Raw genomic sequence first — 14,857 nt, 5'->3', positions numbered from 1 at the left:
TCAAAACTGAAATAATGAAGCATTTTTTCTTACTAATACTTAGCTTGCCTACAATTTTATTTGCACAACCTACTTTAGAAAAAGCAAAAACTGCTTATGAAAATGAATACTATAAAGAAGCAGTTGATTATTTTAAAAATTATCTCACACAAAATCCAAAATCTGTAGAAGCCAGAGAATATTTAAGTGCTAGTTATGCCGAATTAGAAAAGTGGCAAGAATCTGCAGACATTGCCAAAACTTTAGTTGAAGAATTTCCTGAAAATGCAGATTATCACTTTAAGTATGGTGGTGCTTTGGGCTTGGTAGCGAAAAATTCCAACCCATTCAAAGCGATGAGTTTACTCGATGAAGTAAAAACCCACTTGCATAAAGCTGCAGAATTGGATGAAAATCATATTCAGTCACGAAGAGCAATGTTAGAAATGTATTTAGAATTACCCGGAATTGCTGGTGGTAGCGAATCTAAAGCGAAACAATTTGCACGAGAAATCCAAAATATAGATGCTGCTGATGGCAAATTAGCTTGGGCACATATTTATCAGAAATCTGAAGATTTCAACAAAGCTGAAGCTTACTATGAAACCGCTTTAGATATCCAGAAATCTGAAAAAGTCTATCTGAATTTTTCCGAATTTTATGCTGAAACAGAACAAATAGAAAAGCAATTTGAAATATTAGAAACGGGTTTCAAAAATTTGAATTCAGCTAAAATTTTATTGAAATATATTGATTTAGCTAAAAAAAACAGAAAGAATATTGAAAAGGCAAATAGACTATTAGATTCTTTTCAACCTGAAAATCCGAATTCAAAATCTGCAGAGCAATTGAAAAAAATGAATTTCGATTTATAAGCCAGAATATATTTCAACAGAAACTCAAATAAAATAAGGGTTTTTGCTATCTAAAAAAATTATCTTTGTAAAAAATCAAATTCATGCGTGTACATTTTATAGCAATTGGTGGTAGTGCCATGCATAACCTGGCTTTAGCACTTCATGACAAAGGCGATGCAGTCTCTGGAAGTGATGATGAAATTTTTGAACCATCGAAGTCAAGGTTAGAAAATAAAGGTTTATTACCAGAAAATTTTGGTTGGTTTCCAGACAAAATCGATGATAAAATCGATGCTGTAATTTTAGGTATGCATGCCAAACCTGATAATCCTGAGCTCAAAAAAGCACAAGAATTAGGCTTGAAGATTTACTCTTATCCAGAATTTTTATTTGAACATGCTAAACGTAAAACCCGCGTAGTTATTGGTGGTTCTCATGGTAAAACGACTATTACCTCTATGATTTTGCATGTGTTGCATTACCATGATAAAGAAGTGGATTTTATGGTAGGTGCACAGCTGGAAGGATTCGATAATATGGTGCATCTCACAAAAGAAAACGATTTTATTTTACTAGAGGGCGATGAATATTTGAGTTCACCGATAGACCGCAGGCCAAAATTTCATCTGTATCAACCTAATATTGCTTTATTGAGCGGAATTGCTTGGGATCACATCAATGTATTTCCAACATTTGAAAATTATGTTGAGCAATTTGAAATTTTCCTTGAAAGTATGACCAACGGAAGTACTTTGGTTTATAACGAAGAAGATGAAATTCTGTCAAATTTGGCTAAAAATACCAACAAGCCAACACGAAAACACCCTTACAAGACGCCAGATTACCATCTTGAGGATGGCGTAACCTATTTGAACACGCCAGAAGGACCAATGCCAATTGAAGTTTTTGGCGAACACAATTTACAAAATATTGCAGGTGCTAAATGGATTTGTCAACACATGGGCGTAGATGAAGATGATTTCTATGAAGCTATTGCAACTTTCAAGGGTGCTTCCAAGCGTTTAGAACCTATCGTTGAAACTGAAAAAGCCTTTGTTTACAAAGATTATGCGCATTCACCATCTAAGGTAAAAGCTACTACAGAAGCAGTGAAAACACAATTTCCAAATAAAACTTTGCTCGCATGTTTGGAACTTCACACATATAGCAGTTTGACTGCTGAATTTCTTAAAGAATACGAATCTGCACTCAATGCAGCTGATGAAGCTGTGGTTTTTTACTCTCCAAAAGCATTGGAAATAAAACAACTTGAATCTTTAACAGAAACACAAATATTCGAGGCTTTCGGAAGAAATGATTTGAAAATTTTCACCGAACCTGAAAGTTTTCAGGAATTTTTAAAAGCTAAAAACTTTCAAAATCATGTGTTGTTGTTGATGAGTAGTGGAAATTATGGCGGATTAGATTTCGATGAAATCAAAAATTGGTTGGAATAGCTTAGGTTTTTACAATTAAATCCAAAAACTTATTCATATTCTCTTTTTGTTGCTTTTCCATCAAAGACTTAGCAATTTCAAAATGTTCATTAGATTTGTCTTGACTCATTTTGAATCGACCATGAAAATCATTGATTTGAATTTTGAAACCCTGAATATAGTTTTTCAAAATTGGGATTTTAGGATGGGAACTTTCTAAATGAAAATTATGATCTAGCTGATATGTCATTGCTATCAAACTCTCAACCATTGCCTTTTCACTGATGAAATGCGCATGACCAGAAACGTGAACTTTAGCAAAATTATAAGTGGGTAATTCTTCAGTTTTAAAATATGAAGGTGAAACATAAGTTTCACCTCCATTAAATATTAATTCAACTGATTTATCATTAAGGTGTTGAAATTGCGGATTTCTTTTATCTATATGTCCGATTAACTCGTCCTTCTTAAAAACTAAAGGAACGTGAGCAACGAAAATTTTGTCATTATGATTCGTTATCAAATTAGCTAAAGGAAAGATGTTTATAAACTTTCTAATAGTTTGCCAATCCTTATTAATAAAATCTTTAGACAAATAAGTCATTTGCGATTACTCGTCAATTTTGACATGTGCCCAGTTTTGACCATTTTTGATTCGGTACAACTGACTCATAGAGATTCCGTGCTGTTTAGCGATAATTCGCATTCTCGTTCTACGCTTAGGATCTAAGATTTTTTTCTTTATGATTTTAACCTTTGCCTCATCCAGTTTGTACTTGATGTGTTTTCTAGCATTTTTGATAGAGGCTTGAATCTTAGGGTTTTTTGAGTTATTGGCCGCCCGCTCTTCATTGGTTGCCCATGCCAAGTTTTCAATATCATTGTTAAGAACATCGAAATCCTTGTGAATCACATAGGGTTTGTCATTTGGGTTGTCAATAAACAATTCTGCCACCGCTCTGTGAACGTAAACCAACTTAGACCGGTTTCGGCCTTTGTCGTCCTTTTCTTTTTTTCTTAGGGAAATGCATTCGTAGCCATTTACCAATTTTGGATTAATTCTGATTTCAGAATCATCTTTGTAACCTCTGATTACTCCACCTTTGTTGGATACTTTGTAGTATCCTTTTAAGGTAAGCCCTTCAGTGTCAATTTTTTTCCATTCTTGTTTCATCTTAAAAAAATTTAATTATCTCATATTTCATTTCAAATTTACAAACTTTTCTGTTAGCAGTATACAATAATTGAAATGAATTTATATTAAAAACAAATATTTAGCAAAAAAATACACTTAATTCAGAAAAATAAAACACTTTCAGTAAGATATTCAATTTTCAGAGGTTTTTTTCACATTTACAGTCTGTTAAATTTCACACTTTGCTTATTATTTTGATTGTCTATATATTTAGACAAATTTCTATTATGACAAAATCTTCAGAATCCTTCTCCATAAAAAAATGGTCTGAAGGAGATCGACCTAGAGAAAAATTATTGCTAAAGGGCAAAGAAAATTTAAGTAATGCAGAATTATTAGCTATTTTGATCGGGTCAGGAAACCGAGAAGAAAGTGCAGTGGATTTATGTAAACGAATCTTACATTTTTATAAAAATAGTCTAAACCAAATAGCTAAACTGAATGTTACTCAACTTCAAAAATTCAAAGGTATTGGAGAAGCTAAAGCTATTAGTATTGTTGCCGCTTTAGAGATTGGTCGCAGGCGTGGAGCTGAAGAGGTTTTGATCTTAAAAAAAATCAGTTCTAGCAAAGATGTTTTTACGATTATGCAACCCCTGATTGGTGACCTCAATCACGAGCAGTTTTGGGTTTTGATGCTCAATAATTCTAATAAAGTGATTCATAAATATCCTTTGAGTAAAGGGGGAATAACTGCAACTATGGTTGATGCGCGTTTGGTTTATAAAAATGCTTTGGAGCATGGAGCGACTTCTCTCATACTTGCGCACAATCATCCATCTGGAACTCTAAAGCCAAGTCAAGCTGACCTACAAATCACTCAGAAAATTAAAAATGGAGGCGAGTTGCTAGACATAAAAGTTTTGGATCATATTATTGTGACAGAAAAAACTTACTTTAGCTTTGCAGACGAAGGCTTAATTTAACTTATGGAGATTTTAGTTTACATCCCAAAACAAACCCCAAGAATTAACTATATTTTCAGACAGATTTGTGGTAGAATTTTGGGTTTCAAAGTTAGATTTTGCACCAAAGTAGAAGACTTTATCGCTTTCGATGGTGTTAAATTTTCATATGCAAAAAAGCGATTGGGTAACGAAGTTTTCGTTCAGAAATTTGGGCTTCTTGATGAACAAGGGATCAATGACCTGAATTTTAGTGTTGGAGATTGGAATGGTTTGCCTGCTTTTTTTAGGATTTCGGCTGAAAGTGATTTGCCATTCGATATTTTTTCAGCTTCATTTTATTTGCTCACCCGCTACGAAGAATACCAACCACATGTCAAAAATGACGTCGATTCTTACCCAGTTGAAGAGAGTTTAGCACATGAAAATGATTTTTTGAATCAACCTGTTGTCGATTTGTGGGCCTATAGATTGAAAGCGATTTTAGAAGAAAAATTCCCTGATATTAAATTTCCTAAACGACGTTTTAAAAGTGAATTTTTGATTGGGGTTTCAGAAAGTTTTGCTCACAGACATCGTGGTGTTGTAAGATTTATAGGAGCTTCATTTCGTGATTTTTTTCAATTCAAATTGAAATCGATTTATGACAGGTTTAAAACTTTAACGCGCATTCAAAAAGACCCGTACGATATTTATGATGAACTGATAGATTTTGCAAAATCTAATAAATTGAAACTTGATTTTTTCTTTCAATTAAGTAATTATTCTCGCTATAGCAAAAGCATAAGTTACAATAAAAGAATCTATCATAAACTCATCAAATCCATGGGTGATTACGGTGATTTAGGCTTATTGCCAGGTTTTGAAGCTTTGTCTAGTTTCAATATTTTAACCAAAGAAAAAATCCGATGGGAAAGTATAGTCAATCGTAATCTAGAGAAAGTATTGGTGAAAAACTATCCGTTGAATTTTCCTGAAGGTTATTTGAATTTCAATAAACTTGAAATTTCAAAAGATTTTTCCATGGGATACCAACAAAATATAGGGTTTAGGGCTGGAACCTGTTCCTCATTTCAGTTCTACGATCTTAACTTAGAACAAGTTTCAGGATTGATTATTCAACCTTATGTGCTCAATGGAAATGCGTTGAAAGGTAGAGATATCTACAAGATGATTGAAGAAATGAAGTCTTTGAAGAAAACAGTTAAATCTGTAGATGGTCGTATGAATTTTGTATTTGAAAATTCAGATTTTGCTGATAAATACAGTAAAAACGCGATATTTGCCATGATAAAAGAAATGATATAATGAAACACATCACGGATGTCTTTTTTGATTTGGACCACACATTGTGGGATTTCGATAAAAATTCAGGACTCACTTTTGAAACTATTTTTAAGAAACACGCTGTAGATCTGCCACTCGACGAATTTTTAAGAGTTTACGAACCTATAAATGCAAAATATTGGAAACTATTTCGTGAAAATAAAATTCTAAAAGAAGATTTGCGATTCAGTAGGCTAAATGAAGCTTTTGAAGTGCTTAAATTTTCAGCAGATTCAAATTTAGTAGAAGCTCTATCTGAAGCTTACATCAAGCATTTGCCAGATCATAATTTTCTGTTTCCAGATGCAGAATTAACTTTGGCTTATCTTTCAAATAAATATAAATTACACATTATTACCAACGGATTTCAAGAAGTGCAACACAAAAAACTTCGTAATTCTAAAATCAATACATTTTTCAAAACCATAACAACATCTGAAGATGCTGGCGTCAAAAAGCCTGACAAAATTATTTTCGAATTTGCTTTGAATTCAGCACAAGTTTCTAAAAACAATAGCATAATGATAGGAGACAATTTAGAAGCTGATGTTCAAGGTGCAAAATCTTTTGGCATGGAAGCGATTTTCTTTGGAAAAGATGAAAATTACCAAGGTTGGCAAGTACAGAATCTCAAAGATTTAAAAACAATATTATAACATGAAAAAAGCACTATCAATATTTATTATTTTAGCTTCAATGTCAATCATGGCTCAAGAAGTCAATGAATATAAATATGTAATCGTACCGATGAAATATGATTTTCAATCGGAGCAAAATCAATTTCAACTCAATGTGTTAACTCGCGTTTTACTTCAAGATGAAGGTTTTGAAGTGTTTATGGATGTTGAAGATAAGCCACTTCAGCTACAAAGAAACCCTTGTCAAGCATTGACTGCTGAGGTAAACGAAATGAATTCCTTTCTCAGTAAAAAAGTAATTGTAAAACTTAAAGATTGCTTTGGTAAAGTTGTATTTGAAACTGAAGAAGGAGTTAGTAGAAAAAAATCTTTTAAAGAAGCCTATCAAGAAGCTTTGAAAGATGCCTTTAATTCATTCTCAAAATTGAATTATAAATTTGATAAAGCACTAAAGATGAATTCGGATTCTTCAGAAAAATCTGAAAATTTATATCCCAATAAAATAATTTATAAATTTGGAGGAGAAGAGTATTGGTTAATTAAAACCAAATCTGGTTTTAAACTTCTAGCCGACGAAGGAAAAACCAATTATGCAGAACTTAAAAATGCTGACAAAGGCACTTTTATATTCAATTCAAGAAGCTTTGATGGTGCAGCCTATTTCAATCCGAATGGAGACTTTTCTGTAGAATATATGGATGAAGATATTAACGAAATTCAGACTTTGATTTTCAAAAAGGTAAAATAGATCTTACACTATGTTTTAATGGTTACCAAGCTTTAGATTAGTGTTGCGTCTTTGCTTGAACGCAAATTTTAGTTAATTTTATTTAAATATTATAATTGCTGTGGGTAGTAAGAATAAACTCAAAAGATTTAAAGAAAACGAAGATTTCCCAAATGTTGTTCAACCAGAACGGGCCGAAATCGTTGACGATACATTTAAATATAAAAATCGTTGGAAGCAAGATTTTTTTAAAAATGAAAAACCGCTAATTTTAGAATTAGGCTGTGGGAAAGGTGAATACACCGTTGGTTTGGCAAAAAGATATCCTGATTCTAATTTCTTAGGAATAGATATCAAAGGTGCTAGATTTTGGCGTGGCGCAAAAACTGCTTTGGAAGAAAACATTACTAACGCAGCATTTCTAAGGACACAAATTGAACTTGTAGATCAAATTTTTGGTGAAGGAGAAGTAGATGAGATTTGGATTACTTTTCCCGATCCGCAAATAAAATGGAAACGAACCAAACACAGAATGACCAATCCCGAATTTCTTAAGAAATACAAGCAAGTCTTAAAACCAGATGGCTTGATTCATCTCAAAACTGATAGTGAGTTTATGCATGGTTACACCCTCGGGATTTTGGAAGGTTTAGGCTACGAGATCATCTATGCACATCATGATATTTATGTAAATCACCAAGCGCCAGAAGTTGTGGTAAATATTCAAACCTTTTATGAATCACAATATTTGAAAGAAGGAAAGTCAATTACTTATACAAAATTTAGACTAAAAATATAAGATTTGGATGAAGCACAAATATATCTGCTAACTTTTGCTGCAGCTTTTGCAGGTGTCATTCCACCTGGTCTAGTCAATATGAGCGTGGCGAAAGCTTGTATTGAAAAAGGTCGTAAAAACGGTTTAATGATGGCTGTTGGTGCGACTATTATCGTTTTCTTGCAAGCATTCCTAGCTGTTTTGTTGGCAAAATATATTTTTTCACATCCTTACGTCAAGACAATGTTATTGCGGACTGGTGTGGTGATTTTGCTATTACTAATGATATATTTTCTTCTTTCTGCTCATCGGAAGCAAACTCACAAAACAATTAAAAAGAAAACTTCAGCTAAGAGCTTTTTTAGTGGTATGCTAATTTCAGCACTCAATGTATTTCCAATTCCTTATTTTGTATTGATTAGCACATTATTAAGTACAAAATATCAACTTAGTTTTTCATTAGTTCATGATGTTTGTTTTGCTATTTCTGCTGCACTTGGCACATTTATGACCTTATATTTGTACGTTCTATTTTTTATGCGAATACAAACCAAAACTGCGGTTTTTAAAAAATATTCCAATTATTTTATGGCATTACTGATGCTTGTACTTATTATAATAGCTTTGTTTAGAATAAATTAAATGTCAGAAGAGCAAGATTTTTTTAGTCGAGTCTATAAAATTGTTGAAGAAATTCCAAAAGGAAAAGTCACAACTTACGGTGCGATTGCTAAATCTATTGGTGCACCAAAGAGTGCTAGAACTGTCGGTTATGCTATGAATGCGTGTGTAAAAATGGAAAACGATTTGCCTGCTCATCGCGTAGTTAACAGAAATGGTATTCTTACTGGAAAACATCATTTTCCTGGAAATAATACCATGCAAAGACTTTTGGAAGAAGAAGGTTTGAAAATAATAGATGACAAAATTATCAATTTCAAAAATCATCTTTGGGAACCTGCTGTGAATCAGTGAAATAATTTAAACTTTTAAATTTAGTAAAAAATTAATATTAAAAGTGTTTTGTAAACTCGATATAAGTTTTATATTTGTGTCAGGATGAAGTTTTTCATAATAGATTGGTTAATTAGCAAAGCCTCAGATTCAATATCTGAGGCTTTGTGTTTTTATAAACTTCTTAATATTTCATTATAACTTTATTCAAGTTTTTTATTTCCAGTTAAAATATTTGTTTAATGCATTAGTTTTACAACCATGAGAAGTCTTTTCTTGTGTATTGTATTTTTATTCTGTACAAATTTAATATTTGGACAAGATAATCTTGTTTCCAAAAAAATCAAAACTCAAGACAGCATTCAGCTAGACTCAGTGAGCATTGTACCACTCAATTTCAAAATTGAAACTCTTCAAAATACTACAATTAATTCTACCTTATATGAAATCGATTTTGCCAAAAGTATATTAATTCTAGACTCAAAATTAATTGCTGAACACGACAGTTTGAAGGTTAGTTATAGGAAATATCCAGAATTTCTAACTAAAACTTATCGCGGCTTAGATGAAAAATTGATTATGAATTCCAATAGCAATGTTGACAATTTGTATCAATTACAGCAAAAAGAGCAAATCCAAGCATTCACACCGTTTGAAGGTCTGAATACTAGCGGAAGTATTTCTAGAGCAGTCAGCGTGGGAAATAATCAAAATGCCGTGGTCAGGTCTGAATTGGATTTGCAGATTTCGGGTAAAATTTCAGAAAATGTTACACTGAAAGCCTCTATTCAAGATGACAACGCACCGTCGCAATCTGGTGGATACACTCAACAATTGGATGAATTTGATCAAATTTTTATTGAACTGGAGTCTGAAAAATGGCGAATCCGTGCCGGTGATATCGATTTAGTAGAAAACCAATCGTTTTTTGCGTCTTATACCAAACGCGTACAAGGATTATTTTTGTCTGCAAATGTTGGCAACGCAGAGCGACAAACAGAAATCTATACTGCTGGCGCTTTGGTTCGTGGCGTATTTACCAGAAGCGAATTGACCGCGCAAGAAGGCAATCAAGGACCTTACAAATTGCGTGGACAAAATGGCGAATTATTTGTACTTATCGTCTCTGGAAGTGAATCTGTGTTTGTCAATGGCAGACGTTTGAGTCGAGGCGAAAATGAAGATTACATCATCGATTACAATGCGGGCGAAATTATTTTCAACTCTACTTTTCCGATTACTTCAGAAATGCGAATTGTTGTAGAATATCAAGTTTCTGACCGAAATTTTTCCCGAATTGTCGCCACCGCTGGCTCTCGTTTTATTTCTGAAAATCTACAATTGAATGGATTTTTATACAATGAAAACGATTTGAAAAACCAACCACTTCAGCAAAGTTTATCGGAAGAACAGGTTCAGGTTTTGGAAGAAGCTGGTGATAATCAAGCAGAAATGTTCGCACAAAGTGCCATTCCCGCAGATTATTCTGAAAATAGAATTCTTTATAAAAAAGAAAACTTTCAGGGCGAAGAGATTTTCGTCTTTTCGAATGATCCTGAAGATGAATTGTTCAATGTCAGATTTACCAATTTAGGCGCAAATCAGGGTAATTATGTGCTTTCCAGCCAAAATGCAATTGCCAATATTTATGAATATATCCCGCCAATCAACGGGCAACCACAAGGAAATTTTGCGCCAGTAGTTCGACTTTTTGCGCCAACAAAACTCCAAATTGCAATGCTAAATGGAAAATTTCAGCCTTCGCAAAGCACAGATATTCAGTTTGAAATTGCTGCTAGTGACAATGATGAAAACCTATTCTCGGACATTGATCAAGGTGATGACCAAGGTTTAGCAACAAGGTTGAATTTGAGCCAAAGAATTTTTCAGTCTGACAATGAATTTCGAAAACTTACTGTATTTGGCAACTTAGATTTTATTGAAGATTCTTTCACCAGTATAGAACGCCTCTACAATGTTGAATTCACCAGAGATTGGAATTTGTTCAATCCTACTGGTGATCAAATTCTTTTGGATGGCGGATTTAATTTTCAAAATAATGTTGAAAGTAATAGTGAATACAGATTCCAAAGATTGGAATTTACAGAAGATTTTATTGGTGAAAAGCATAATGTGAGCTTGAGACAAATTTATAGTAAATTCAGAATAGATGCTAATGCTAGTTATTTGAAAAGTGAATCCAATATTTACAACTCAGAATTTGCAAGAGCTCAAATTTCTGGAATCTATGATTTTAGCTCGTTTTGGACTGGTTTGAAATACAATATGGAAGACAATGAAGAGTTTCAAGTCGATACAGAAGAATTCACTCAAAAAACACAGCGTTTTTCTAGTTATGAAGTATTTACTGGCGTAGGCGATTCAACAGACGTCTATGCTGAAGTTGGTTTCCGATATCGTGAAAATGACAGTTTAAGAAACAATCAATTGAAGTCTGTAAATACCTCGAATAATTACTTTGTGCGTTCTCAGATTTTGAATACGAAACAAAGCAGAATTAAGCTTTTTGCGAATTTACGAAATCTAAAATTTCCTGATTCTGACGATCGTTCAGATGAATTTACCTTGAATTCCAGAGTGGTTTATACACAAAATTTGTTTGATAGAATTGTCAATTTGAACACGACTTACGAAACCAACAGTGGTAGCATTGCGCAACAAGAATTCACCTATATAGAAGTAGAACCTGGGCAAGGTCAATTCACCTGGATTGATTATAACGATAATGGAATTCAAGAGTTGAATGAGTTTGAAGTTGCGCAATTTCAAGATGAAGCCACTTTTCTCAGAACTTTATTGCCGAATCAAATTTTTGTCAGAACCAATCAAACTCGATTCAGTCAGCAAATGACGCTTAGCTTTCAATCTTGGCAAAATGAAGAAGGTTTAAAGAAATTTATGTCTAAGTTTTACAATCAAACCTCTGTTTCTATAGATCGTAAAATCAGAAAAGATGGTAACGAATTGAACTTGAATCCTTTTGGTGGTAATGAAAATGAAGTTTTGGGTGAAAATAATACTTTTAGAAATGTGATTTTTTTCAATAGAAGTTTACAGAAATTCACAACTTCTTATAATTTTACTACCAATTCAGCTCGAAATTTGTCGGTTTTGGGCATTCAAGAGAGCAAATCGCAACTTCATGAGCTGAAATTTATACATAAATTCAAGGAAAGTTGGTTGGTTACATTGACGCAAGACTTCAACACTTCAGAAAGTTTTTCAGACCAATTTGAAAACAGAAATTTTGAGATTGAAGGTGTCAATTTCAACCCTAAAATTTCATATTTGATGAATAATAAACGTTTTGATGTATTTTACAATCTGTCCACACAAGACAACCAGTTGGGCGATATGGAATCTTTGGCTCAGCAAAAACTCGGCTTGTCTTTTACATTGAATAATGGCGAAAAATATAGTATTTCTGGTGAAGCAAACTATATTAAAAATGATTTTGAAGGCAGCACGCTTTCTCCGGTAGCTTACCAAATGCTGGAGGGTTTGCAACCGAATGACAATTTCACTTGGTCGCTTTTTTTGCAACAAAGAATTACGTCTTTTCTAGACTTGAATCTGACTTATTTTGGTAGAAAAAGTGAAGAAACCAGTACAATTCATACAGGAAGTGTACAATTAAGAGCTTATTTTTAAAAAGAAAGTTATAGTTTTAGTGGTTGTTTTTTCCTTTCAAATATGTTTCTGGTGTCAAAACTGCTAAACCACTTTTTTTAAAGTCTTTTATATTTCTGGTGAGAATAACATCAATTTCTCCATTTTGAATTGCAGAAAAATTTTGTATTGCATCTTCAAAATCTTTAAATTCAGAATTGAGTGCATCTAAAACAACTATTTTATTTATTTCTGTGATTTCAATTATGCTTAAAAGCTGTTTGATTTTCTCTATAACCAATTCATGTCTTGCAGTTTTTCGTAATAAGTAATAAACATTGCAGATTATAACTGGTGTGGTAAATCCTATAATTGTTTTCTCTTCACAGCGATTCAAAATTTCAGCAGCAAATTCTGAAAAAGGTTTACGATCAAAAAAGAAATCCAGTATTACATCGATGTCGATTAGAACTTTGTCCATTATAAATACTTTTCTTCTAATCGGCTTCTAAGGTCTTTTTTATAATCCATTTGCTTCGGCATTTTAAAAGAACCTTTTAAAGATTTTACAACTGGATTTAATGTGTTATTGTTGTTTTGACTGGATTTTGCTTTGTCTTCTTTTGTAAGAACCTTTAGATAATTTTCGATTATATCTGATAAACTTCTGTTTTTATCCTTGGCATATTTTTTAGCCTTTTGGATAATATCTTGTTCTATCGTCAAAGTGAGTTTTGTATTCATTTTTAAAAATGTAATGATTGTCCAACAAAGATACTAATTTGTTTAATCACACGTGTAAATATTTTTAAAAACACACGTTTTTGAACATGTGGTTAATTTTTTAGCCCTTGTTTACTTTTAGTTTCATGCCAGGCTTTAATTTACTGCTGGACAAATCATTCAAATTTTTAAGATCTTCAACGCTAAGATTAGGGAATTTTCTGGAAATTGTCCATAAAGAATCTCCAGATTTTACTTTGTAAAATTCTCTAGATGTTGATGAGTCAGTTTTGCTATTTTCAGAATTTGAACTGGCAACAGCCGATTGTTTTTGAGAAAAGATTACAAGCTTTTGACCAACACTCAAATTGTTACTGTACAAATTGTTCCAAGATTTAATTTGACTAACTCCAACGCCAAATTTAGTGGCAATTCTGCCTAAATAGTCGCCTGATTTCACATAATAATCAATTTTATTTTCAACTTTTTCATTTTCAGATTCTTCTTCGGATTTAGCTAACTTTTCATCTGTGAAGTTGTAAATTTTATCCTCGTTAGCTACAAAAACGCCAGATTCAATATAAGGCAGTCTTAAATAATATTTCTTTTCAGTTTCATAAGGAATGACGCCAAGTTTGTAACTCGGATTCAGGAATTCCAAAAACTCCAAATCTATATTGATGGCTTCAGCAATATGTTCGAGTTTAATTTTTTTCTTGGTTCGAATTGTGTCAGTACCAATATATGCGATTTTTGGTTTTTGAGACACAAAACCGTGTTCTTCAGCATATTCAAAAATATACATAATTGCTTGAAAAGACGGTACATAACCAGCAGTTTCACGTGGAAGAAATTTTCTGATTTCCCAGAAATTAGTATTTCCACCACTTCTTCTAATGGCTTTTGAAACATTTCCCATACCAGAATTATAAGCGGCCAACGCCAAATCCCAATCGTCAAACATTTCATGCAATCTTTTTAGATATTTCGCTGCTGCCTCTGTAGAAGCCAGCGGATCCATTCGTTCGTCAACATAACTATTGACATCCAAATCATAGGCTTTGCCAGTGTTATACATAAACTGCCAAAGGCCAGTTGCACCAACTCTAGATTTAGCTCTTGGGTTTAGAGCCGATTCTACCAAGGCTAAATATTTCATTTCTAATGGTACATTATACCTGTCGAAAGTAGATTCAAACATGGGGAAATAAAATTTACTTAATGCCATTAAGCGTTCGGTACTTTCTTTTTCGCGTCTCAAGAAATAACCAATTACGCTTTCTAAACTTTCGTTATATTCTATATTGAATGGCGTCTTGGCGTTTAGCTTGGCAAGACGTTCTTTTAAAACTTCGGTAGGAATTTCACGGATAATTTCTTGTTCTGGTAAACTGTCCTTAATGATTTCTTCAAAATGTTCAGAAAGTTCGTCGTTAGCCAATTCTTGCCGCCATACCGAATCCAGAATGATTGTTCTTTGGTAATCCTCAAGAACGATCTGCATCGAGTCATTCATAATTCTATGAAATTCAACTTTATCAACATTCCAGTTTTTGGAAGGTTCTGGTTTCGTTTGACCGTTTGTTGTTGATATAAAAAAAATAGAATATAATATTAAATATGAGGCAGTTCTATACATTGTCATTTCTTAATTGTTAGACACAAATTTAAATTTAAAAAGTGGATTCTGCTTATAAAACTTAAAACGA

Annotated in this window: 15 protein-coding genes; 10 read left to right on the top strand and 5 right to left on the bottom strand. The window is 32.9% G+C overall.

Features of this window, described 5'->3' with window-relative positions; all coding sequences use genetic code 11:
* Positions 1-14 precede the first annotated feature (14 nt).
* Both EIG86_RS13495 and EIG86_RS13490 read left to right on the top strand, forming a co-directional pair.
* Complete coding sequence (locus tag EIG86_RS13495; RefSeq protein ID WP_127846708.1) at positions 15-854, top strand: tetratricopeptide repeat protein; 840 nt, start codon at positions 15-17, stop codon at positions 852-854.
* A gap of 83 nt (positions 855-937) precedes the next feature.
* Positions 938-2,293, top strand: coding sequence for a UDP-N-acetylmuramate--L-alanine ligase (locus EIG86_RS13490; protein WP_127846707.1), 1,356 nt, complete (start codon positions 938-940; stop codon positions 2,291-2,293).
* Between the two features lies 1 nt (position 2,294).
* Here the strand turns inward: EIG86_RS13490 and EIG86_RS13485 are convergent, their stop codons facing one another.
* A complete protein-coding gene (locus EIG86_RS13485; RefSeq protein ID WP_127846706.1) occupies positions 2,295-2,876 on the bottom strand; it encodes an FMN-binding negative transcriptional regulator in 582 nt (193 codons plus the stop codon).
* 6 nt (positions 2,877-2,882) lie between these two features.
* Positions 2,883-3,446 carry an HNH endonuclease gene (locus EIG86_RS13480; protein WP_127846705.1) on the bottom strand — a complete coding sequence of 188 codons (564 nt, stop codon included), beginning with the start codon at positions 3,444-3,446 and terminating at the stop codon, positions 2,883-2,885.
* A gap of 248 nt (positions 3,447-3,694) precedes the next feature.
* Here EIG86_RS13480 and radC point away from each other — a divergent pair, with 248 nt between their 5' ends.
* From radC to EIG86_RS13440, 8 genes are all read left to right on the top strand, one after another.
* Positions 3,695-4,393 (top strand): RadC family protein, encoded by a 699-nt coding sequence (radC, locus tag EIG86_RS13475; RefSeq protein WP_127846704.1) that lies wholly within the window; start codon positions 3,695-3,697, stop codon positions 4,391-4,393.
* A gap of 3 nt (positions 4,394-4,396) precedes the next feature.
* Positions 4,397-5,680: a polysaccharide deacetylase family protein gene (locus EIG86_RS13470; RefSeq protein ID WP_127846703.1), complete on the top strand. Its 1,284-nt coding sequence runs from the start codon at positions 4,397-4,399 to the stop codon at positions 5,678-5,680.
* Positions 5,680-6,354 carry a YjjG family noncanonical pyrimidine nucleotidase gene (locus tag EIG86_RS13465; protein ID WP_127846702.1) on the top strand — a complete coding sequence of 225 codons (675 nt, stop codon included), beginning with the start codon at positions 5,680-5,682 and terminating at the stop codon, positions 6,352-6,354. The genes EIG86_RS13470 and EIG86_RS13465 overlap by 1 nt, the downstream gene beginning before the upstream one ends.
* Position 6,355: 1 nt before the next feature.
* Positions 6,356-7,084, top strand: coding sequence for a hypothetical protein (locus tag EIG86_RS13460; protein WP_127846701.1), 729 nt, complete (start codon positions 6,356-6,358; stop codon positions 7,082-7,084).
* Between the two features lie 100 nt (positions 7,085-7,184).
* Positions 7,185-7,862, top strand: coding sequence for a tRNA (guanosine(46)-N7)-methyltransferase TrmB (gene trmB, locus EIG86_RS13455; RefSeq protein ID WP_127846700.1), 678 nt, complete (start codon positions 7,185-7,187; stop codon positions 7,860-7,862).
* A 3-nt stretch (positions 7,863-7,865) separates the two neighbouring features.
* Positions 7,866-8,483, top strand: a complete 618-nt coding sequence (locus EIG86_RS13450; protein WP_127846699.1) for a LysE family translocator — start codon at positions 7,866-7,868, stop codon at positions 8,481-8,483.
* Positions 8,484-8,816 (top strand): MGMT family protein, encoded by a 333-nt coding sequence (locus tag EIG86_RS13445; protein ID WP_127846698.1) that lies wholly within the window; start codon positions 8,484-8,486, stop codon positions 8,814-8,816.
* A 240-nt stretch (positions 8,817-9,056) separates the two neighbouring features.
* A complete protein-coding gene (locus tag EIG86_RS13440; RefSeq protein ID WP_127846697.1) occupies positions 9,057-12,467 on the top strand; it encodes a hypothetical protein in 3,411 nt (1,136 codons plus the stop codon).
* Positions 12,468-12,483: 16 nt separating this feature from the next.
* Here the strand turns inward: EIG86_RS13440 and EIG86_RS13435 are convergent, their stop codons facing one another.
* The 3 genes from EIG86_RS13435 to EIG86_RS13425 form a co-directional block, all read right to left on the bottom strand.
* Positions 12,484-12,906: a type II toxin-antitoxin system VapC family toxin gene (locus EIG86_RS13435; RefSeq protein WP_127846696.1), complete on the bottom strand. Its 423-nt coding sequence runs from the start codon at positions 12,904-12,906 to the stop codon at positions 12,484-12,486.
* Positions 12,906-13,169: a DUF6364 family protein gene (locus tag EIG86_RS13430; RefSeq protein ID WP_127846695.1), complete on the bottom strand. Its 264-nt coding sequence runs from the start codon at positions 13,167-13,169 to the stop codon at positions 12,906-12,908. The genes EIG86_RS13435 and EIG86_RS13430 overlap by 1 nt, the downstream gene beginning before the upstream one ends.
* 100 nt (positions 13,170-13,269) lie before the next feature.
* A complete protein-coding gene (locus tag EIG86_RS13425; RefSeq protein ID WP_127846694.1) occupies positions 13,270-14,793 on the bottom strand; it encodes a lytic transglycosylase domain-containing protein in 1,524 nt (507 codons plus the stop codon).
* Between the last annotated feature and the right edge of the window lie 64 nt (positions 14,794-14,857).

Origin of the sequence: Psychroflexus aestuariivivens (assembly GCF_004010055.1) — a bacterium.
Taxonomy (GTDB): domain Bacteria; phylum Bacteroidota; class Bacteroidia; order Flavobacteriales; family Flavobacteriaceae; genus Psychroflexus; species Psychroflexus aestuariivivens.
The sequence above is the reverse complement of the archived record's forward strand: the minus strand, read 5'-3'. Positions and strand labels throughout refer to the sequence as shown.

Coding starts and splice junctions, on each gene's coding strand:
- EIG86_RS13465 (WP_127846702.1), top strand. CDS start 5,680: ATGAAACACATCACGGATGTCTTTTTTGATTTGGACCACACATTGTGG.
- EIG86_RS13495 (WP_127846708.1), top strand. CDS start 15: ATGAAGCATTTTTTCTTACTAATACTTAGCTTGCCTACAATTTTATTT.
- EIG86_RS13460 (WP_127846701.1), top strand. CDS start 6,356: ATGAAAAAAGCACTATCAATATTTATTATTTTAGCTTCAATGTCAATC.
- EIG86_RS13470 (WP_127846703.1), top strand. CDS start 4,397: ATGGAGATTTTAGTTTACATCCCAAAACAAACCCCAAGAATTAACTAT.
- EIG86_RS13425 (WP_127846694.1), bottom strand. CDS start 14,793: ATGACAATGTATAGAACTGCCTCATATTTAATATTATATTCTATTTTT.
- EIG86_RS13440 (WP_127846697.1), top strand. CDS start 9,057: ATGAGAAGTCTTTTCTTGTGTATTGTATTTTTATTCTGTACAAATTTA.
- radC (WP_127846704.1), top strand. CDS start 3,695: ATGACAAAATCTTCAGAATCCTTCTCCATAAAAAAATGGTCTGAAGGA.
- EIG86_RS13480 (WP_127846705.1), bottom strand. CDS start 3,446: ATGAAACAAGAATGGAAAAAAATTGACACTGAAGGGCTTACCTTAAAA.
- EIG86_RS13485 (WP_127846706.1), bottom strand. CDS start 2,876: ATGACTTATTTGTCTAAAGATTTTATTAATAAGGATTGGCAAACTATT.
- EIG86_RS13435 (WP_127846696.1), bottom strand. CDS start 12,906: ATGGACAAAGTTCTAATCGACATCGATGTAATACTGGATTTCTTTTTT.
- EIG86_RS13430 (WP_127846695.1), bottom strand. CDS start 13,169: ATGAATACAAAACTCACTTTGACGATAGAACAAGATATTATCCAAAAG.
- EIG86_RS13490 (WP_127846707.1), top strand. CDS start 938: ATGCGTGTACATTTTATAGCAATTGGTGGTAGTGCCATGCATAACCTG.
- EIG86_RS13445 (WP_127846698.1), top strand. CDS start 8,484: ATGTCAGAAGAGCAAGATTTTTTTAGTCGAGTCTATAAAATTGTTGAA.